Below are 19,890 nucleotides of genomic sequence, written 5' to 3'. Positions count from 1 at the left end.
GTCGGCAGATGCCGGGCCCCGCGTGCTCGGCGGAGCCCAGGTCGCTCACTCGGCCGAGTCCGCCACCGGGCGGAACTCGCGCACGACCTCGATGAGCCCGACGATGTGCCGGTTGAACTCGTCCAGCTCTTCCGCGGGCACCCAGAGCTCCAGGATGTCGCGCCCGCCGGCCTGCCGGACCGGGTAGCGGGACGCGAACCGCCGGTCGACCTCGAAGCGGGTGACGTAGCCGACGCCGGAGGCCGGCACGTTCCAATCCCGGGCGATCATGATCGCGTACTGCTCGTTGAGTACCGGGTAAAAGATCGGCTGGTCGGGCAGGCGGGGCGGCCACGCCTTCCAGCCGGAGGCGCGCACGAGTTCAAGCTCCTGGGGGCCGGTCGGCCGCCACAAGGTCATCGTCTCCGTCATCTCTTGCCCCCTTCCTGGTCGAGGCAGGGTACCGGCCGGTTGAGGACGCAGACCACCGGTATTCGGGTGCAGGCCGTGCGGTTCCGACGGGCCGTCGAGCAGGGCGCGGTCGCGGCTCAACGTTTGCGCCCGGCCGGTGGTGGGACCCGGCCCGCCCCGACCTGGATGCGGTATGCGACTTGCCGAGCCTCCTGGGCGTACCAGTCGTGGTCGAGCAGCGGTGAGAGCAGTTCGAGGGCCTCGTCGGCGCGGCCGGGGTCCCCGCCGATGTGCGCGGCCAGCCAGATGCGCAGCCGTGGCACGGACTCGGTGTACCGGCCGAGTGCGGTCTCCAGATCGGCAGCGCGATGGCGGTGCTGAAGGTACTGGTAGAGCGTGACGGTGGCGCGGTCGTCTCCGGCCGCGGCTATGGCGTGCAGTTCGTCGACGCGGTCGCCGTCGACGTACCACTGCATGAGCCGGACGAACGCGCACCGGTGACCGTCGTTGGCCATTGCCCGCAGCGCGTCGGCCCGCTCCTGTGCGAGCAGCAGATTCGCTCGGCGATGGCAGGTCCGGTGCTCGTCGGCGAGCGGGCACACGTACCGGTCACCGAGATAGTCCCAGCCCGCGAACCGTTCGTCGTCCTCCCGGTCGCCGTCGTACGGCTCGGGTACCCCGCCGGCCAGCCGTGCGTACTCCGGCGAACGAAGGAAGCGTTTGAGGACCTCGGCCGTACCGGGTGTGAACTCGCGACCGGCGACGGCCTCCGGCGCGGGGACGAAGATCATGGCGCCCCCGTCGTCCCGGATGACATCGTCCTGGACAGCCACGGTGCCTGCCGCGAAACAGTGTTCGATCAGCCCGTCGGTCCACGCATCCACGTGCCGCTCAAACAGCACGACGGCGCCGTCCGGGCGAAGGCCCGCCTCCTCCCAGAGTTCACGTACGGCCGTCTGCTCGGGGGCCTCGCCGGGCTCGCAGTGACCCCCGGGCACGCCCCACGCGCCCGGAAACCGCGCCGAGCTGCTGCTTCGCTGCTGAAGTAGGAGGTCACCGGCCCGATTGACGAGCAATATCACGGCCACCTGCACCGCTGCCCTCACGACATACCACCGGCGGAGCTCGCCCCGGCAGTGGGCTTGACCTGCGTCAACGGCTGTTGTGGCTGGCTGCGTGGCTGCCACCCGCGCTGCGGCGTCACCGGATTCGGCATAGCCGGTGAGCGTAGTGGCAGACCGGCACGAGGGCTCGCGTATTGTCCCGTCACGCACGGTGGCCACCGGGATCCGTACCCTGCCCGGAGTGGAGCTGCGATCATTCCGTGGTTGCTGGCGGCTCGGTGAGGCGTCGCGAAGGTGCGTCGGTGCACTGTCGAGAACGTCACGAGCTCATTGCCGCCAGCCCCAGATCTCCATCTCGGAGTCGGCTGCGGCGGTCAGCAGCCGCCGGGCCCAGCCGTAGGTCATCGGCATCCAGTTGAAGTGGTAGTCGCGTCCGACGATGTCGGACAGCCCCACCAGCTTGAGCATCTCGATCACCGCGGCCAGCGGCTTGGCATGCCGCCACGCCCGCCACAGCACGTCCGGCGCCGTCGAGGCGGCCCATGCCTGCACGAACGCGGTGACATGTGCCCGCGCCGCGGGCTCGGTCATGTCGAGCAGCCAAGGTGCGAGGTCGAACATCGGATGTGCCACCGCCGCGAAGCTCCAGTCGTGCAGCAGCACGCCTTCGTCACGCAGCACGACGTTGCCGGGATGGAAGTCGCGATGCACCAGCGTATCGGGCATGCCGAGCGCCTCCAGCCGCTCGCAGCACTCCGCCAGGTAGGGAGCCAGCCCGAGCAGCCGTACGCGTTCGTCCGGCGCCAGGGCCCGGTGGCCGTTGTGCGGTGCACTACGCGCATTCCAGATGTCATCACGGGCCAGCAGTCCCGGTAGCGCGGACGCGAGCTGAGGCAGGCTGATCCTGGGGCAGCCGACGCGCCGCAGGCCGGCGGTCTGGCCGACCATGGCCAGCTGGAGGCGGCAGAGCTGCTGCAGGGCCTTCCTCCGTTCCGTTTCGGGCAGCGACCAGCCGTCCACCCCGCCGAAGTCCTCGGCGATCCACCAGTGATCCTGCGGGGAATGCGCGATGATCTGGGCGAAGTCGCCCACGCCCTGGGCGGCGAGAAAGCCCGTGACGAGCGGTTCGTGCGCCAGCTGCGGCAGCACGGCCTTCAGGTAGACGGCGCCGGTGTCGCTCTCGGCCCGCAGGACCGACGACATGCTCCACAGCTTCATCTGCCGGGTCGGCGCAACACGGGATCGCCCCAGCCGCGCGAGCGTGTCGTCGATGTATCGGTCTGCCCGGCCCAACCAGCTCGGTGTGAACCAGGGCAGCCTGGCGTCGCCCGACCGCACGGCCCACTCCGCCACGGTGGTGCTGTTCCGGGCGACCCCGCTGAGCGCGTGCCATCCGTATCCCGCGGGAAGCTCGGGACCGGGCGAGCCCAGCGCGAGCACGGCGGTCGTGAAGTCGAGCGGCTCGACGAGCCTGACGCTGACCCCGGTCGCGGCCCGGAACGCGTCGGTCAGGCGTTCGTTCATCGGAACGTGCCTGCCGGGGAACTCCAGCCGGGGAAGGCGCGGAACGCCGTGCCGCTCGTCGGCCAGGACGAGCCCGGTCGCGGCATCGGGCAGGACCAGTTCCACGACCACGAACCCGTCGGCGTCGACCATTCGGCTGCTCCACATGCACGGCTGCCGCAGTGCGCGGCGCAGACCTTCCGACGGCGAGCCGCGTGAGCCCCCGTCCACGTGCCGAGAACAGTAATGCCGGCCGTCCATGCCGGCGGATGCCGAGCCGCACCTCGCAGCCGTGCACGATCCCGCACGGCGGCAACGGATACGGCGGCTGTCCGGTAATTGACTTCCCGTTGCCGCGGTGAAGATCGTCTTCTGTCATGTTCGCATGACTCACGTTCTGCGCCCGTCCCGCACGTTCGCCGTGCTCGCCCTGCTCGGCACGCTCACCGTGGCGGCGTGCGGGTCGCCCGCGGCGGGGCCCGCGGCGGACCCGCCCGCACCGGCTGCCCCCGGCTCGCCCGGGCCGTCTCGTGCCGCTGCCGGGCTGCCGGACCTGTGCACGCTGCTGAGCCCTGCCGAAGTGGCGGACGCGGCCGGAACCGACATCCCGTTCCACCGCGCCGAGCCCGGCAAAGGCCTCATCATCTGCGCCTACCACCAGGGCACCGACGCCGCGTCGCCGGCGATCTACGTGCAGTACCAGCTCGGCACGGCCGGCAGCCTAGACTCCGGCACCGGCGCCGAGGAGCTGCGGATCTCGGGGATGCGCGCCAAGTGGTTCGAGCACGGCGCGCGGCTGCTGGTCGCCGTCGACCAGGACCTGCTGGTCGTCAACCTCGGCATCGCCGGCAGGGACCTGCGCCGCGGCGACCTGCGTGCGCTGGCCGTCGAACTCGCCGGCCGTGCCCTGGCTGACCTACGTTGACCAGCCTGCTGCCGTCTGCCTGACTGCGGTCGGGCGCCTGGCCCTTCTCAGTATGCGATCACGGGGCCGGGGTGTCGGGGCACGACGCTATCGTCGGCGGGCCACCCGATCACAGCGAGGAGCGAGACACGTCATGCACAGCCCAGGAGCGCTGCTCGGCGGCCGTTACCGCCTGGACGAGCGGATCGGCGCAGGCGGCATGGGGGAGGTCTGGCGGGCGACCGACACGGTGCTCGGCCGCGTCGTCGCGGTGAAGACGGTGCTGCCCGCGCTGCTCGACGATCCCGGGTTCGTCCGCCGGTTCCTCGCCGAGGCGCGCGCGATGGCCGGGGTACGCCACCGCAACGTGGTCACCATCCACGACTACCACGGCGACACCGGCAGCGCATACCTGGTGATGGAGCACGTCGAGGGCGAGTCGCTGTCGCAGACGCTCGCCCGCCACGGCCGGCTGACCGTCGAGTCCACCCTTGCCGTGGTCGCGCAGACCGCCGAGGCGCTGCACGCCGTGCACGAGCGCGGCATCGTGCATCGCGATGTCAAACCCGGCAACCTGCTGGTACGCCCCGACGGCACCATCGTGCTGACGGACTTCGGCATCGCCCGAGCGCAGGAGCACACCTCGCTGACCACGCCGGGCGGCATCCTGGGCACACCGTCCTACCTTGCTCCCGAACAGGTGCTCGGCCGGCCCGCCGGTCCGCGCAGCGACATCTACGCGCTGGGCGTCGTGGCGTACGAGTGCCTGGCGGGACACCGCCCGTTCAGCGGCGACAACCCGTTCGCGGTCGCCATGCAGCGGGTGAACCAGCCGCCGCCACCGCTCGGCGCCGACATTCCCGCGCCGGTGGCCGTAATGGTCGAGCGGGCGCTCGCGGTCGATCCCGAGCAGCGCTGGCCGTCGGCCGCCGCACTGGCCGAGGCCGCCCTCGGCGTGCTGGGCGGTGCCTCGCCCGAAAGGCAGGCCCCGGCCCGGAGTCCACACGCGAGTGAGGTCACCGGTCCGGCCAGTGGAGGCGGCGGGACGCCCGCGCGCCGCCGGATCCCGGTGGTCGTCGCGGCCGCCATCGCGCTCGTCGTGCTCGCGGGCGGCGGGCTGGCCGGATGGGCGGTGTGGCGCTGGAACTCGTCTCCCGGGTGGACGGCCCCGGATGGGACCACCACCGGGGCGAAGGTGCCCGCCGGATTCGTGGTGTGCGGCGCGGCCGCCTGCCCGCCCACACCCGAGTGCTGGGCCGGCCTGACCATGTCGAGCGGCGCGGCGCAGCGGCCGAGGCGGCTCGCCTGCGATGAGCTGCACAATTGGGAGACATTCGTCGTGGGGGTGCTGCCGGCCGGGGCTCAGTTCTCCGACCACAGCAAACTCATGGAGCGGGACGAGGTCGCCGCCCTCTGCTCCGCGCAGACCATGGCGCGGCGAACCCGGGCCGGTGCCACGACCGAAGGCTGGCGGCGCGAGGCCTGGCCGATCCAGGTCGGCGAGGACGCCTGGCTGCTGTACTGCCTGGCCGCCCGCAGCGAAGGCGGCGAGACCACCGGGTCGGTGTTCCAGACGGCAGGCTGACCGGCGCGGACCCGGTCCTGGCGGCGCAGGGCAGCCCGGTCGGTCTGACGGGCGGCGTCAGCCGTGGTGCTCCGGCGGCGGCAGCAGGACCAGGGCGTGGTTCTTCGGGCCGCGGAACGCCAGCTCGACCTGCTCGGCCCGGCCGCCGAGGGCGCGGTGATGGGCGGTGATCGCGGTAAGCAGCTCGTCGCGACCCAGCTTGCGGTCCCTGTCCCAGAAGTTGCAGCAGGGCACGACCAGCACGGGACGCACCCGGGCCGAGTCCACCACCTCGCGCAGCGCCTCGTCCGGGTGCAGGCCGACGATCAGGTCGTAGTAGTCGGCCAGCGTCGCCAGGTACGGCTCCGCCCGGGCCGGCACGCCCTTGAGCGTCCAGCCGCGGGGGTCGACGACCTCGGCCTCCAGACCGAACCGCTTACGCAGCAGCCGGGTCAGCATGCCCTGCCCGCCGGCCACGTCGGCGACATACCGGGCCTGCGGGAACCGTGCCGTGATGAACTCGGCGAGCACGTCGAAACGGGTCTCGTCACCGTGGAACCGGTGCCGGGTCACGGCGCGCGGCGTGAGCTGCCGGTCATGTGAGCGCCCTCCTCCCGCCTCCGTAGACCATCAGATCAGATCACCTGCGCCCGGCGTCACAGTGGTCCGATCCGCCGGTGGCGGCGGGTCAGGCGTCGCGCCAGTTCGAGGCGAGGCGAGTGCGGCATCGCACGACCTGACCCGCGAGCAGCTCGGCTGTCGGACCGACGCCGCCAGGTGTCCGGTCCGACACCTCGCGTCGTGCGCAGCCGCACCGTCATCCGCTCCACGACCGTGGGCTCCGCCGTGTCCGCACGGGCGGTGCACAGCGCGAGGAGCCAGGCGTCGCGCAGCTCGTGGTCGATGTCGACGCGGAAGATGACGCCGGCCGGCCTGCGCTCGGCTGCGCAGGGGTGGCGGCGAAGGGCGAGCGGCAGGCAGATGGGCACGGCTGCCCGGTTGTCGAGCATGGAGGTACACCCGTTTCAGTGAGAAGTCCGCAGCAGGAAGGTGCGCGGCGCACAGGCGCGACGCGCGACAGGTTCAGCGCTCGGTGGTTCTCAACGGGAGTACAACGGCCGGTCCTTGGCTCGACGGTCTGGCTGGGCAGCAGGCTAGCGGCGCGCGGCGGCCCCGGTCCACCGGTTTGCGTACGGCCGTACGCCCGCCTGCCGGCATGTGGGCCTTGAAACCGGCGGTCCATGAGGCTTTCGCCTCAGGAACAGACCCGGCTCCGTAACTACGTTGAAACGAATCGTTCGTCATCGACGGCAGGAGGTCACGCATGACAAGGGGCTGGATGAGACGGCGGCGGCTGCTCCCGCTGGGCGGCGGTGCCGCGGCGATGGTGCTCGCGATGGCCGTGGTCGCGCTGACGCCGTCGGCGGGCGCCGCCGCCGAACTGGTGGTGCAGGCCGAGGCGTACGCGGCGCAGTCCGGTGCCGTCGTCGAGCCGACCGTCGACACCGGCGGGGGTTCCGCCGTGGGCTACCTGGCCCGCGGGGACTGGCTGCGCTACGACGGCGTGGACCTGGGCGCCTCGGGCACGATGGCCGTCTCCGCGCGGGTCGCCTCCGCCGTCGGCGGGCAGGGCACGATCGAGCTGCGTACGGCGTCGCTGACCGGGCCGGTGCTGGCCCGGTTCACCATCACCGCGACCGGCGGCTGGCAGGCGTGGGTCACCCAGACGGTGAACCTCACCAGCCACCCGGCGGGCGCCCAGACGGTGTACGCGGTCATGGCCAACACCGGCAGCGGCGCCGACTTCGTCAACCTCAACTGGCTGTCGTTCGGCTCCGGCGGCACCGGCTCCGGCACCGGCTGGGTCGACGTCGATCCGGTGGCGTGGAACGCGCAGCTCGCCGCCTTCCGGGCGATGGCCATGGCACCGGCGCCGGCCAACGCCGTGCGGGTCCCGGAGTTCAACGCGACCTGCACCTACAGCCACTCCTTCCGGGACGACCCCATCGTGTTCCCGGGGCTGCCGGGCGCCTCCCATATGCACAGCTTCTTCGGCAACCGCAGCACCAACGCCGCGTCCACACTGGCCACCCTGCGCGCCAACGCCACCACGACGTGCACCCCGGCCCCGGCCGACCTGTCGGCGTACTGGGTGCCGACCCTGTACGAGCGCGGCGCCGTGGTCGAGCCGAAGGGGGTCGTGGTGTATTACGGCTCGCGGCTGGCCGACCCGAGCCGGACCGTGCCGTTCCCGCTGGGCTTCAAGATGATCGCGGGCAGTGCCGGGCGCCAGGTCCCGACACCTGCCGGCGCGGTCAACCAGTTCTACTGCGTCGGCGGGACCACCGGCGGCGAGATCGGCCGCAGCGCCGACGGCAACTGGCCGGTCTGCTCGCCGGGCGGCACGCTGATGTACCAGCTCGTCTTCCCCGACTGCTGGGACGGCGTGCACCTGGACAGCCCCGACCACAAGTCGCACGTGGCATACACCCCGAACGGAACGTGTCCGAGCGCGTTCCCGGTGGCCATCCCGTCGGTGTCGTTCGTCATCGCCTACCCGGCCGTGGGCAGCGCCGACGGGTTCACGCTGGCGTCGGGCATGGCGTCGTCCATGCACGGCGACTTCGTCAACGTCTGGGACAACGACGCGCAGGGACACCGGGTGAAGAACTGCATCGTCCAGTCCGCCAAGTGCAACAGCGCCGGGCAGTTCTGACCGGCCACCCGGGCGGGCGGCGTGCGAGGCGCCCGCCCGGGTCAGCCGACGGTGACGGTGTTGATGTCAGGGGCTGAGCCGGTGTCGTTGAAGAACCTGATCCAGCAGGCGCCCTTCGGCAGCCGCAGCCGCACCGACACCCGCACCGGGATCAGCCAGCTCCGGGCTCCCGCGAGGTGCAGCTCGCGGACCGGGCCGCCGTCGACGGCGAGTTTGAGGGTACGCGGCTGCTCGGTCTCGTAGACGACGGTCAGCGTCCACTCACCGGCCCGCGGTACACCCGTGATGCGCACCGCGAGGGTGTTCGGGCCGCCGATGTAGCCGACCCGGCTGCCGTCCACACAGGTGGGACATTCGATGATGCGAGCACCCACCCGTAGGTTGGCCGGGTCGGCGGCATGCACGGTGATCGGCCTGAACGCCGCGGGCGCGGTCGTCCTCACCGGCGGGAGGGCCGCATCCGGGCGGTCCGGCCGCGCCGACGCCGGTGAGTTCCGCGGCGGCGCGGGGGTAGACGGAGCGGTCGGCGCGGATGACGGTTGCGCGGTCGGCGACCCGGGCGGACCTCCGGCCGACGGGGGGCGCTCCGCTCCCGGGCCGGGCATGATCAGCGGCGGTACGACGGCGATCGTCGCCGTGACGGCCAGCACCAGGGCGGCCCAGCCCAGCACCCGGGTGGACAGGACGGACACGCCGCTACCGCTGCCCGGTCCACACGACGACCGCCTCGGTGCGGCTGGCCACGCCCAGCTTGGCGAAGATGTGCTGCAGGTGGTTCTTGACGGTCTTCTCGGCCAGCATCAGCCGGTGGGCGATGGCCGCGTTCGACAGGCCCTGCGCGAGCTGCGACAGCACCTCCTGCTCGCGCCGGGTCAGCCCGTAGCGGGACTTCGCGAGCCGCCGCCGCTCGGCGAGGTCGCGGCGGGCCCGCTCCTGATCGGCCTGCTCGCGCAGGGTCGCGGTGGCGACCGCGGCCGCCGCCGGTGACAGCCAGCCCTGCCCGGCCACGACGGCCAGCACCGCGCGGTGCAGCTCCGCCGGATCGAACGCGCCGTGGACCAGGTAGCCGCGTGCGCCGCCGCGCAGCATCTGCCCGATGAGCTGTGGGCTCGCGTCGCTGGTGAGCACCAGCACGCGGGTGTGGGCGACCAGCTGCCCGAGCACCGACAGCCCGTCGGCCACCGGCATACGGTGGTCGAGCAGAGTGACCATGGGCCGGTCCCGCCGGGCCAGGCTGACGGCTTCGCGCCCGTCGGCGGCCTGGGCCGACACGCGCACCTGCGGGCAGAGCGCGAGACTGCCGGACAGGGCCGCGCGGACGATGGGATTGTCGTCCACGACCATCACCGAGATCATGCCGGTGCTCCCGCGGGGAGGTGCAGCGCGATGTCCGCGACGACGGTCGTGCCCGCGCCCGGTGCGGACACCACGCGCAGCGTGCCGCGGATCGCGGCGGCCCGCTCCGCCATCCCGATCAGGCCGAAGCAGCCGCTCCACTCGTCCGGCACGCGGAACCCGGCTCCGTCGTCGGTGACCCGCAGCCGGACACCGCCGTCGGCGTACGCCAGCTCCACCGTCACGAAACCCGCCCCGGCGTGCCGGGCGACGTTCTCCAGCGACTCGTGCAGGATCCGCACCAGCTCGTAGCGCACGTCCACCGGCAGGTCCCCGGTGGTGACCGTGCTGCGCACCGGGACGCCGGCACCGTCGGACCACCTGCGGCAGATCCTGTCCACCGTCACGCCGAGCTCGTGGTCCGGGTCGTCGAGGCGGAGCCCTTCCAGGACCTCCTGCGCCTGGCGCACCGCCGCGGTGGCCCCGGCCGACACCGTCGCCGCCAGCTGCTCGGCCAGCGCGGGCTGCCGCCGCAGCGACGTCGGCAGCGCCAGCGCCGCGAACGACACCCCGCGCAGCGTCTTGGTGACCGAGTCGTGCAGCTCGCGGGCGAGCCGGGACCGTTCCGCCGCCGCGGCCGTACGCTGCGCCGACGCCACCAGCCGGACCGACAGCTCGACGTGGGCGGCCAGCGCGGCGGTGGCCACCGCGGCGCCGACGGCGGCCAGCACGTTGGCGATCGGGAAGGCCAGCACGAACCCGGCCAGGTGCGCGGTGTCCGGGGCCGCGCCGAGCACGTGCCCGGCCACCAGGTAGCCGAGCCCGGTGTAGCAGGCGGCCGGCAGCAGCGCCCAGAACCCGGCGAGCACTCCGGCCAGCGCGCTCGCTCCGGCGGCACAGCAGAAGAAGGCGACGTCGGCGCCGCCGATGCCGAGCACGGCGGCGACGAGCGCGGCGTCGGCCGTCAGCACCGGCACGGGACGGGCGACGATGTGGGGGTCGCGGGCCAGCGCCACGAGCGCGACGGCCGCAGTCAGCGCGATGATCAGCAGCACGGTGACCAGCGGTGCGGGCCGTTCGCGCAGGCGCAGCACGCCGCCCGCGACGGCGAGGGTGGCCGCCGCCCGTCCGAGCAGGACCGCCCGCGCCACAGCGGCCCGCGCGACCACACGGTCGAGGTGTACAGCTGTCGTTGTCATAAATCCTGCCGCGCGCGTGGGCCGTACTCCGACGATCTTCGAGGGAGCGCTCTCTCGAGGATCGGGGAACCCTTCCGCGGTTGTCAAGACGCCCGTCGATCTCCGGGCGCGGGGCTCAGCTGTTCATGATCGCCGCGAGTACACCGGTCGGGTCGGCGCCGATGTTGCCATGCTCGCGAATGCTGAACCCGAGCCCTTCGAAGAAGACCTTCCTCGCCGTGAGCCCTGGCGATAGGTCGATCGACCCGCCGATGAAGGTGCACTCGCGTTCCATGGCCTCGAACGCGAACGCCTCGATCAGCGCCCGCCCGACGCCCCGGCCCCGCGCGGCCTCGCGTACATGAATCCTGTCGAGAAAGGCGTGAGGTGCGGGTGGAAGCTCGAACACGTCGAAGACGCCGGTCACCGCAAGGTCCGCATCGAACGATCCGCCCAGCATCCCGTCGATCTGCTCGCCACGGCGGGCGACGAGCGTCGTGTGGTGACTTCCCGCGCGCCGGTAGAGGTACAGCAGGTGCTGCGGAAAGTCCTCTGAGTCCGCCAGCATCCGGCACAGCGCCGGCCGGTCGGTCTCCTCGAAGACTCCCACGCGCATGGTGTCCACACGCCACCTCCTCGCAGCACGTCCTGGAAGCCGTCAAATGGTCGAAACCCGAACAAATTCGGCGTGTCGGGCGTCCAGTGCCTCGGGAACTTTTCATACGCTTCGCACCGGGCCAGGGGGACTGGCCCAACCACGTACGAGGTCAGCGTACGAGCTACGGGGGTTCAACATGACCACTGTCCTGCGGTCCGCGAAAGCGGCCGCGATCCTGGCGGCGCTGGGGCTGAGTTTGGGTCTCATGAACGGCGTCGCCCAGGCGGGGCCACCGCGCCACCGCGAGTGCATCAGCCCCATCTTCCTCGGCGGCAGCGAGCAATGGAGGGATCTGAACCAGCGCTACGACGTGCGGGAACGGATCATCGGCCCGCCCGCGCCCGCGACCGACGACATCCCCGACCCGCCCGGCGGGCCCGGCTGCCGCACGGCGCTGGCGGGGGAGAAGTGGGTCCGGGCCGTCCCGCCCTGGATCACGGCGACGCAGACCGAACAGGCGGCGTTCATCGCCGGCTTCAAGAGCGCCCGCTACGTGATCGACGCCGGGACCGCCCACGAGCGGTCCATCACGGTGGGCCCGGAGATCCTGCGCTCCGGGACGATCCCGAACGACGTGCAGCCGCCGGCGACCCGCGGGCTGCCGTACGTCGTGCCCGTGTCGCCGGTCCTCCGTCCGCTTCGCCCGGGCACTCACACCAGCACCCTGTTCGTGACCATGAAGGAGAGGGTGTGCACCGGCCGCGGGCCCGCCCCGGGGCTCAGCGCCGACTGCCTGGAGGCGGGCGAATCCGAGTACCCGATCGCTGACAACGGGCCTTTCACGGTGCTGACCGGCCCGCCGCCGCCGACCCCCTAGGGCGCCTGGCTCGGTGCTCCACGGATATCGGGGCCGAAGGGCGGACGGCCGCCGTCCTTCGGCCCCTTCCCGCGCGAGAATCCGGGAGAACCGGGCGATCCGCCTTGTCAGGGTGCCCGGATGCATGCTCAGCCGGCCCTGCTGCCGCGGTCGACACCGGCGGCTTCGGGAGTCTTCGTCCCGTTCCGTCGCGGTGTTGCTGGACCGGCTGGAAGCGCGATCCGTCGAACTGCACTCCATCATGGTCGTACGCCATGGGCACATCGTGGCCGAAGGCTGGTGGGCGCCGTACTCGGCCGGGCGCCCGCACCTGCTCTACTCGCTGACCAAGTCGTTCACCTCGGTCGCGGTGGGCCTCGCGATCACCGAAGGGCTGCTGTCACTGGACGACCGCGTGGTCGAGGTGCTGCCCGACCGCGTTCCCGCCGGCATCTCCGCGCAGGGACGCCGCATCACCGTGCACCATCTGCTGTCCATGACCGCCGGGCACGGCACGGACAGCCTCGCCGAAGCCTGGCGGCTGCACCCGGACGACCTGGTGAAGGGCTTCCTGAGCGTCCCGTTCGCCGAGCCCGAGGGGACCCGGCACACCTACGACAACGCGACCACCTACGCGACGGCGACAGCGACGTGGAGCACGGTGCCCTTGACCGGCCCCAGCCTGGAGTTGCACCTGCGGTCGCCGTTGACGACCCGGCCCGACGTCGCCTGAGCACCTTCGGCAGGTCGGCAGTGGACGGTGGCCGTGGTTCTCGTGCTCGCGGCGGACCCTTGTCGCCCAAACTCTTCATATATAGACTTTGGACATGCCGCGAATACCTGACAGCTCACCGCAGACCCTGAAGGTCTTCGGCTCCCTGGTGGACGATCCATCGGCCTGGCACTACGGCTACGGCCTCAGCAAGCAGACGGGCCTCGCGCCCGGCACCCTCTACCCGATTCTGGCCCGCCTGGTCGAGCGCGACCTGCTGGAAACCCGCTGGGAACCCTCCGAGCAGCCCGGCCGCCCGCCGCGCCACCTCTACCGGCTCACCGGCGACGGGCTCGAACTCGCCCGCGCCCGGCTGGCGGCGGCGAAGCCGCGTGCCGCCGCCAACCCCATCACCGCGACACCGAGGACGGCATCATGACCGAGCCATGGCTGCGGCGCGCCGCCCGGCGCACGCTCGTCCTCGGCGTGCGCGGGCGCGGCGCACGCGGCAGTGAATGGGGCGAGGCGCTCATCGGCGAGTTCGAGCAGACCTCGGGCTCCTGGGAGGCGGTGCGGTGGACCCTGAGCGGCCTGCGGGCGACATGGCGGGCGGCGCGGGTCCCCCGGCGGGTCCGTGTCCGGCGACGTACTGTCGTGGCCGTGGTCGCCGCCGTGGCCATCGGTGTGCCGGTCAACGCCTATGCGGCGGGCGTCGCCTACATCCCGTCGGGCTCGATGGAGCCCACCCTGCAGATCGAGGACCGCGTTCTCATCGACAAGCTGAGCTTCCGCTGGAGCGGTCTCGACCACGGCGACATCGTGGTGATCCAGGACGCCACCTGGGGGACCGGCAGCGAAACGTGGATCAAGCGGGTCATCGGGCTGCCCGGTGACGTGATCGAGTGCCGGGACGGCGCCGTCTACCGCAACGCGGCCAGGGTCGACGAGGGCTACCTGGCGGACGGGACCGTCACGGAGTGCTCGGCCGTGACCGTCCCGGCGGGGGAGATCTACGTGCTCGGCGACCATCGGGAGGCCTCACGTGACTCCCGGCAGCTCGGCACGCTCGCGGCCGCCGGCGTGACCGGGCGCGTCCTGACTCGCATGTGGCCGGTCCGGCCGGCGGGCTGAGCACAGCCGAGGCAGCATCTAGGCCGGCGCAGAGCGGGTGGCTCTGCGCCGGCCTCGCCGTCCCCGGGGTGCCGACGGGATCGAAGCATTGACCCAAAGCATTGACGCTGCCGGGCATCGGGCTCTATAACGTTATAGAGCGCGGCTCATAGTCGACATCCGTCTCTTTTCCGGCGGAACGCTGCGCGCTGCCCGCAGCCCGCGGGCGGCACCGCCGTGCTCGCCTCACCGCGTCGTGCCCGGCGCCGCCCGTCCCCCGATCGTCCCTTCCCGATCCCAAGGAGCACCATGCGCCGCCTCACCGCTTCCGCGGCGGCCGTGCTGACTCTGGCCGGAGTGCTGGTCTTCAGCGCCGCTCCGGCCGCAGCAGTCACGCCCAAGACGCCACCGCTGACGACACCGTGGACCAGCCAGGTGTCCACGACCAACCCCCTGCCGGAGTATCCGCGCCCGCAGATGACCCGGCCGGACTGGCAGTCACTGAACGGCGAGTGGCAGTTCCTCAACCCCGCCACCGACGGGGCCGGCAACGTCAACCGCAACGCCGCGCCGCCGCTCGGCCAGACGCTGCCCGAGCGCATCCTGGTGCCGTACCCGGTGGAGTCGGCGCTGTCGGGCATCATGCGCAACGACAACCGCGACCTGATGTTCTACCGGCGCACCTTCACCGTCCCGGCGTCGTGGTCCGGCCGCCGCGTGCAGCTGCACTTCGGCGCCGTCGACTACGAGGCCACGGTATGGGTCAACGGGGTGCAGGTGACCAGCCACCGCGGCGGCTACGACCGGTTCGAGGCCGACATCACCCCGCAGCTCAACGGCGGCACGAACGAGATCGTGGTGCGGGTCTACGACCCGACCGACGGGCGCGGCGAGAAGCAGCCGGTGGGCAAGCAGGTCAACAGCCCCAGCGGCATCTTCTACACGCCGACCTCGGGCATCTGGCAGACCGTGTGGCTGGAGCCCACGCCGGTGTCGTCGATCTACTCGGTGGACGTCTACGCGAACCTGGCGAACAACACCGCCCGGGTGCGGGTCTTCACCCGGGGCGACGTCAGCGGGCACACCGTGCTGGCCGAGGCCATGGCCGGTACGACCGTGGTGGGCAGCGCGACCGGCGGCTTCACCGAGTTCACCGTGCCGGTGCCCAGCGCGCGGCGCTGGTCGCCCGACGACCCGTACCTGTACAACCTGCGGGTCTCGCTGCGCAACGGCTCCGGCGCCGTCGTCGACCAGGTCGTCAACTACTTCGGCATGCGCGAGGTCGGCACGAAGCTCGTCAACGGGGTGCTGCGCCCGACCCTCAACGGCGAGTTCGTGTTCCAGATCGGCACGCTGGACCAGGGCTTCTGGCCCGACGGCCTGTACACCGCGCCGACCGACGCGGCACTGGCCTTCGACCTGCAGAAGCACAAGGACCTCGGGTTCAACATGGTGCGCAAGCACATCAAGGTCGAACCCGCCCGCTGGTACTACCACGCCGACCGCCTGGGCCTGCTGGTCTGGCAGGACGTGCCGTCGACCCCGGCGTTCGACGCCGGCCGCACCCCGGCGCAGATCGCCCAGTTCGAGACCGAGGCCCGCGAGATCATCGACGAGCACCGGTTCTCCCCGGCGGTGATCACGTACGTGCCGTTCAACGAGGGCTGGGGCGAGTGGAGCCTGGCCGACACGCAGCGGATCACCAGCCAGCTCAAGAGCTACGACCCGACGCGGCTGATGAACGCGCACAGCGGCTACAACTGCTGCGTGTCCAAGGGCGACCCGGGCACCGGCGACATCATGGACTGGCACGTCTACACCGGACCGGACGCGCCGCGCCCGTCGGCGACCAGGGTGTCGGTGCTCGGCGAGTTCGGCGGTCTGGGCCTGCGCACCCCGGGCCACGAGTACAGCCCCAACGGGCAGTTCTTCGCCTACGAGCAGATGGGCAGCGCGGCCCAGCTCAACGACCGCTACACCGGCATGGTTCGCGACGTGCGGCAGCTGATGACCGTCAAGGGCGTGTCGGCGTACATCTACACGGAGATCACCGACGTCGAGGGCGAGTACAACGGGCTGTTCACCTACGACCGGCAGGTGCAGAAGGTCGACACGAACCTGGTCCGCGCGGCCCACGCCGGGCTGATCGCGGCCTCGCGCAACCTGAACGCGCCCGTGGTGCTGACCCTCGGCCACGTCAGGTCGCTTCGGGTGACCACCCCCGGCTTCACCGACCGCTACCTGCGCCACGCCGACTCCCTGGCCCGCACCGACGTGCTGACTGCGGCGAGCGCCGACGGCGCGCGGCAGGACGCGTCCTTCCGCACCGTGCCCGGCCTGGCCGACCCGCGCTGCTACTCGTTCGAGTCGGTCAACTTCCCGGGGCGGTACCTGCGCCACGCCGCGTTCCGGGTCCGCCTCGACGGCGACACGGGCGGCACGTTCACCGCCGACGCGACGTGGTGCAGCCGGACCGGCCTGGCCGCGGGCGGCATGTCGTTCGAGTCGCTGAACCTGCCGGGACACTACCTGCGCCACTACGCCGACAACGTGTACCTGGCCCGCAGCGGCGGCCCGAACGCGTGGGACGGCGCCGCCGGGTTCGCCGCCGACAGCACCTGGGACCTGAACGCTCCGGCGCTGTGGCGCAGCTCGGTGCTGCTGGCGACCAACGTCCGGCAGTCACTGCGGGTGACCACCTGGGGGCACACCGACCGGTACCTGCGCCACGCCGACAGCCTGGCCTACACCGAGATCGTGAACTCCGGCAGCAGCGCGCTGCTGAAGGCGGACGCGACGTACACGATCCGCCGGGGGCTGGCCGACTCGTCGTGCTACTCGTTCGAGTCGGTGAACTTCCCGGGGCAGTTCCTGCGCCATGCCGCCGGCCGGGTGCGCAACTCGCCCGACGACGGCACGGCGCTGATGCGCCAGGACGCCACGTTCTGCGCCCGGCCCGGCGTCGGCGGCACCGGGGTCACCTTCGAGTCGCTGAACTTCCCGGGCTCGTACCTGCGGCACTTCGAGTCACAGGTGTACATCGCCTCCGGCGGTGGTGACGGGGGCTTCAACCGGCCCCAGACGCTGACTGCGGACAGCAGCTGGGCCGTCGCGGCGCCCTGGGCGCCGTGACCCGCGGCGCGGGCGGCGGTGGGTGATCCCCGCCGCCCGCGCCTGACCTCACTTCGGGCCGGGCCGGAAGGGGCGGGCCATCGCGGCCAGCAGCGTACGCTCGTCGTCGTCCCCGCCGAGATGCCAGGTGAACGCGCCCCGCAGCCCGCGCTCGGCCGCGAACGCGGCCCGCTCCTCGATGGACGGGGCGTCCTCGTAGCTCACGAATCTCCGGTCGCCGGCGTGGTAGAGCCACGGTGAGCGGGCCACCGGGTGGCGGTGGCGCTGCCAGGCCGGGTCGGGCAGCAGGTCGCGCTCGATGTCGCGCCAGTCTCCGGCCCAGAAGGTCTCCACCTGCGGCTGGAACAGCCCGGCCTGTTCCCCGGGTGCGGCGACGCGAAAGCCGCGGCCGTAGAAGGGCACGCCGAGCACGAGTTTGTCCCGTGGCACGCCGTGGTGCTCGTAGTAGTCGACGGCCCCGGTGACGTTGTTCCACCGGCGCAGGCCGGCGTCGAGCGGATCCTCCGCCACCTCCACCAGCGGCGCGTTGAACGTGGCGATCGGGGAGAAGCCCGTGCCGAAGTCATAGGTCATCAGGTTGACGAAGTCCAGCACGTCGGCGAACGCGGCCAGCTCGTAACTGTCCGCCGGGTCGTACGGGCCGGCCGACTGCAGCCGCCCGGCCGGCAGCGCGGCGACCAGCAGCCGGGACGGCCCGAGGCCCGCACGCAGCTGCTCGGCCAGCAGGGTGGCGTTGCGCCGGTCCTCGGGCCGGTGGGTCAGCTCGGCGGGACCGCCCGCCACCGGGAACTCCCAGTCGAGGTCCAGGCCGTCGAAGCCGTCGGCCAGCTCCAGGGCCTGCTCGGCGAAGTCGGCCCGCGAGTGCGGGGTGAGTGCCGCGTCGGAGAACCCGCCGGCGCCCCAGCCGCCGATCGACAGCACGATTCGCAGGCCGGGGTCGGCCTGCTTGCGCGCGGCGAGGGCCGCGAGGTGCGTGGGCGCCTGCGGCGGCAGGCTCAGGCGCCCGTCCCTGAGGGTGGCGAACGCGTAGAAGACGTGGGTCAGCAGGCCCGGCGGCAGGCCGTCGAGCGGCCGGGTGTCGTCGTCCGTGCCTTGGAAGTAGGCGCCCAGAACCGTCTGCCCGTTGATCATCTACGCACGCTATCAGGGACGGCCGAGACCGGCGGCCCGGCTTCACCCTGATGGCAAGTCCGCCCGCCGCAGGGCGCGGGGACGCAGACGATCATCGAAGTGGCAGGATGGCGGGGTGACCTCTCCGAAAGCCGACCTCCACCGCTACCTGCAGCACGGCCGCGACGCACTGCTGTGGAAGCTCGACGGCCTGTCCGAATACGACGTGCGCCGCCCGCTGGTGCCGACCGGCACCAACCTGCTGGGCGTGATCAAGCACGTGGCCAGCGTCGAAGCGGGATACTTCGGCGACACGTTCGGCAGGCCGTTCCCCGAACCGCTGCCGTGGTTCGCGGCCGACGCCGAGGACAACGCCGACATGTGGGCGACCGCCGAGCAGTCCCGCGAGGACATCGTCGGCCTCTACCGCCGGGTGTGGGCACACTCCGACGCCACCATCGAAGCGCTGGAGCTGGACTCGCCCGGCCGGGTGCCGTGGTGGAACCCCGAAACCAACACCGTCACGCTGCACCGGATCCTGGTGCACATGATCGCCGAGACGCACCGGCATGCCGGGCACGCAGACCTCGTACGCGAGCTGATCGACGGCGCCGTCGGGATGCGGGCGGACGCGACGAACATCCCGGGGGCCGACCCGGACTGGTCCGCCCTGCGCGACCGCATCGAGCAGGCCGCCCGCGACGCCGCCGGCTGAGCCCCGCCGCCGTCTCGCGTCACTTCGACGGCTGCCCTACGGCCGGCCAGGGCAGGGGCCATCCGGCAGCGGTCCAGGGTCCTAGGACACCCTCAGAGGCTGTGACGTGCGCACGGGCAGCGGGCTGCTTCGCTCCGCAGTGCGTCAAGCAGTAGCGGATCGCAGTCCGGCGGTACGCGGAATGTACGCGCCCTATATATGCACCCATCTATGCTGCGGCCCACCCCGGGCCACACTCCAGATGGGACACCACCCTTGTCGACCAGAATCCTGCGCGCCGTCGCGAGCGCGTCAGCCATGCTGCTGGCGCTGCTCGCGGTCGGCGCGGGCCCGGCCCGCGCGGCCGGGCCGATGCCGTTCTTCCAGCTCCCGTTCCCGTGCGGGGAGACGTGGCGGATGGCCACCTACAGCGGCCACGGTGCCTACAGCATCGACATGACCTACACGGGCGGTGGCAGCAGCGGCCGCGCGATCGTGGCCGCGGCGGGCGGTGTCGTCGCCGAGACCGGATACGGCAGCCGCAGCGGCAACTACGCGATCATCGACCACGGCGGCGGCTGGCGCACCAACTACTACCACATGATCGAGGCGCCGTCGGTCGGCCGCGGCCAGGGCGTGGCCCAGGGCCAGCAGATCGGCCGGGTGGGCAGCACCGGCAACTCCACCGGCCCGCACCTGCACTACGAGGTATGGCGCGACGGCGGCACGACCGAGGCCTACTTCAACGGCGTCCCGTCCGGCATGAACTGGGAGGGCGCGGGCGCGCGCAACATCACCAGCGCCAACTGCGGGCGGCCCCGGCGCGACCACGTCTCGGACTTCAGCGGCGACGGCTACGCGGACGTGCTCGGCGTGAACTCCGCCGGGAACCTGCTGTACTACGCGAACAACGGGCTGGCGCTGAGCGCTGCGGCGCAGATCGGCCACGGCTGGGGCACGTTCCGGCACGTCATGGCGGCGGACTTCAGCGGTGACGGGGCGGCTGACGTGCTCGGCGTCGACT

20 protein-coding genes are annotated in these 19,890 nt (G+C 72.0%); 10 read left to right on the top strand and 10 right to left on the bottom strand.

Going from position 1 to position 19,890, the window contains the following annotated elements; genetic code table 11:
- Positions 1–45: 45 nt before the first annotated feature.
- The 3 genes from Cba03nite_RS14705 to Cba03nite_RS14695 form a co-directional block, all read right to left on the bottom strand.
- Positions 46–411, bottom strand: a complete 366-nt coding sequence (locus tag Cba03nite_RS14705) for an ADP-ribosylation/crystallin J1 (RefSeq protein ID WP_203746122.1) — start codon at positions 409–411, stop codon at positions 46–48.
- Positions 412–527: 116 nt separating this feature from the next.
- Positions 528–1,673, bottom strand: coding sequence for an NUDIX domain-containing protein (locus tag Cba03nite_RS14700; protein ID WP_239125737.1), 1,146 nt, complete (start codon positions 1,671–1,673; stop codon positions 528–530).
- A gap of 108 nt (positions 1,674–1,781) precedes the next feature.
- The gene (locus Cba03nite_RS14695; RefSeq protein ID WP_203746120.1) at positions 1,782–3,110 is read right to left on the bottom strand and encodes an aminoglycoside phosphotransferase family protein; all 1,329 of its coding nucleotides are present in this window, start codon (positions 3,108–3,110) and stop codon (positions 1,782–1,784) included.
- Positions 3,111–3,342: 232 nt separating this feature from the next.
- Between Cba03nite_RS14695 and Cba03nite_RS14690 the strand changes: the two genes are divergently transcribed.
- Positions 3,343–3,882, top strand: coding sequence for a DUF3558 family protein (locus Cba03nite_RS14690; protein ID WP_203746117.1), 540 nt, complete (start codon positions 3,343–3,345; stop codon positions 3,880–3,882).
- A 133-nt stretch (positions 3,883–4,015) separates the two neighbouring features.
- Positions 4,016–5,446 (top strand): serine/threonine-protein kinase, encoded by a 1,431-nt coding sequence (locus tag Cba03nite_RS14685; RefSeq protein ID WP_203746115.1) that lies wholly within the window; start codon positions 4,016–4,018, stop codon positions 5,444–5,446.
- Positions 5,447–5,503: 57 nt separating this feature from the next.
- Here Cba03nite_RS14685 and Cba03nite_RS14680 read toward each other — a convergent pair whose 3' ends face one another.
- Positions 5,504–5,998 carry a class I SAM-dependent methyltransferase gene (locus tag Cba03nite_RS14680; RefSeq protein ID WP_203746114.1) on the bottom strand — a complete coding sequence of 165 codons (495 nt, stop codon included), beginning with the start codon at positions 5,996–5,998 and terminating at the stop codon, positions 5,504–5,506.
- Between the two features lie 83 nt (positions 5,999–6,081).
- Positions 6,082–6,435, bottom strand: coding sequence for a DUF1062 domain-containing protein (locus Cba03nite_RS14675; protein WP_203746113.1), 354 nt, complete (start codon positions 6,433–6,435; stop codon positions 6,082–6,084).
- 314 nt (positions 6,436–6,749) lie between these two features.
- Between Cba03nite_RS14675 and Cba03nite_RS14670 the strand changes: the two genes are divergently transcribed.
- On the top strand, positions 6,750–8,141 hold the full coding sequence (locus Cba03nite_RS14670; protein ID WP_239125736.1) for a DUF1996 domain-containing protein: 1,392 nt from the start codon (positions 6,750–6,752) through the stop codon (positions 8,139–8,141).
- A 41-nt stretch (positions 8,142–8,182) separates the two neighbouring features.
- Here the strand turns inward: Cba03nite_RS14670 and Cba03nite_RS14665 are convergent, their stop codons facing one another.
- From Cba03nite_RS14665 to Cba03nite_RS14650, 4 genes are all read right to left on the bottom strand, one after another.
- Positions 8,183–8,584 carry a carbohydrate-binding protein gene (locus Cba03nite_RS14665; RefSeq protein WP_203746112.1) on the bottom strand — a complete coding sequence of 134 codons (402 nt, stop codon included), beginning with the start codon at positions 8,582–8,584 and terminating at the stop codon, positions 8,183–8,185.
- A 253-nt stretch (positions 8,585–8,837) separates the two neighbouring features.
- Positions 8,838–9,497, bottom strand: a complete 660-nt coding sequence (locus tag Cba03nite_RS14660) for a LuxR C-terminal-related transcriptional regulator (RefSeq protein ID WP_203746111.1) — start codon at positions 9,495–9,497, stop codon at positions 8,838–8,840.
- Positions 9,494–10,675, bottom strand: a complete 1,182-nt coding sequence (locus Cba03nite_RS14655) for a sensor histidine kinase (RefSeq protein WP_203746110.1) — start codon at positions 10,673–10,675, stop codon at positions 9,494–9,496. Before Cba03nite_RS14655 ends, Cba03nite_RS14660 begins: the two co-directional genes overlap by 4 nt.
- A gap of 115 nt (positions 10,676–10,790) precedes the next feature.
- Positions 10,791–11,270 carry a GNAT family N-acetyltransferase gene (locus Cba03nite_RS14650; protein WP_239125744.1) on the bottom strand — a complete coding sequence of 160 codons (480 nt, stop codon included), beginning with the start codon at positions 11,268–11,270 and terminating at the stop codon, positions 10,791–10,793.
- Between the two features lie 178 nt (positions 11,271–11,448).
- Between Cba03nite_RS14650 and Cba03nite_RS14645 the strand changes: the two genes are divergently transcribed.
- The 5 genes from Cba03nite_RS14645 (at position 11,449) to Cba03nite_RS14625 (ending at position 17,062) form a co-directional block, all read left to right on the top strand.
- The gene (locus Cba03nite_RS14645) at positions 11,449–12,129 is read left to right on the top strand and encodes a hypothetical protein (RefSeq protein ID WP_203746108.1); all 681 of its coding nucleotides are present in this window, start codon (positions 11,449–11,451) and stop codon (positions 12,127–12,129) included.
- A 196-nt stretch (positions 12,130–12,325) separates the two neighbouring features.
- Complete coding sequence (locus tag Cba03nite_RS14640) at positions 12,326–12,841, top strand: serine hydrolase domain-containing protein (RefSeq protein WP_203746107.1); 516 nt, start codon at positions 12,326–12,328, stop codon at positions 12,839–12,841.
- A gap of 94 nt (positions 12,842–12,935) precedes the next feature.
- Entirely contained in the window at positions 12,936–13,259 is a 324-nt protein-coding gene (locus Cba03nite_RS14635) for a PadR family transcriptional regulator (RefSeq protein ID WP_203746105.1), read from the top strand.
- Positions 13,256–13,951 (top strand): signal peptidase I, encoded by a 696-nt coding sequence (gene lepB / locus Cba03nite_RS14630; protein ID WP_203746103.1) that lies wholly within the window; start codon positions 13,256–13,258, stop codon positions 13,949–13,951. Before Cba03nite_RS14635 ends, lepB begins: the two co-directional genes overlap by 4 nt.
- A gap of 288 nt (positions 13,952–14,239) precedes the next feature.
- Entirely contained in the window at positions 14,240–17,062 is a 2,823-nt protein-coding gene (locus tag Cba03nite_RS14625; protein ID WP_239125735.1) for an AbfB domain-containing protein, read from the top strand.
- 48 nt (positions 17,063–17,110) lie between these two features.
- Here the strand turns inward: Cba03nite_RS14625 and Cba03nite_RS14620 are convergent, their stop codons facing one another.
- Positions 17,111–18,193: a glycoside hydrolase family 18 protein gene (locus Cba03nite_RS14620; RefSeq protein WP_203746101.1), complete on the bottom strand. Its 1,083-nt coding sequence runs from the start codon at positions 18,191–18,193 to the stop codon at positions 17,111–17,113.
- Positions 18,194–18,308: 115 nt separating this feature from the next.
- Between Cba03nite_RS14620 and Cba03nite_RS14615 the strand changes: the two genes are divergently transcribed.
- Entirely contained in the window at positions 18,309–18,887 is a 579-nt protein-coding gene (locus tag Cba03nite_RS14615; RefSeq protein WP_203746099.1) for a DinB family protein, read from the top strand.
- 255 nt (positions 18,888–19,142) lie between these two features.
- On the top strand, positions 19,143–19,890 hold a 748-nt coding region (locus tag Cba03nite_RS14610; RefSeq protein ID WP_203746097.1), incomplete at its 3' end, for a VCBS repeat domain-containing M23 family metallopeptidase.

The sequence above is a fragment of the Catellatospora bangladeshensis genome (assembly GCF_016862575.1).
Lineage (GTDB): Bacteria > Actinomycetota > Actinomycetes > Mycobacteriales > Micromonosporaceae > Catellatospora > Catellatospora bangladeshensis.
Note: the sequence above shows the minus strand (reverse complement) of the source record. Positions and strands in the feature narration are given on the sequence as shown.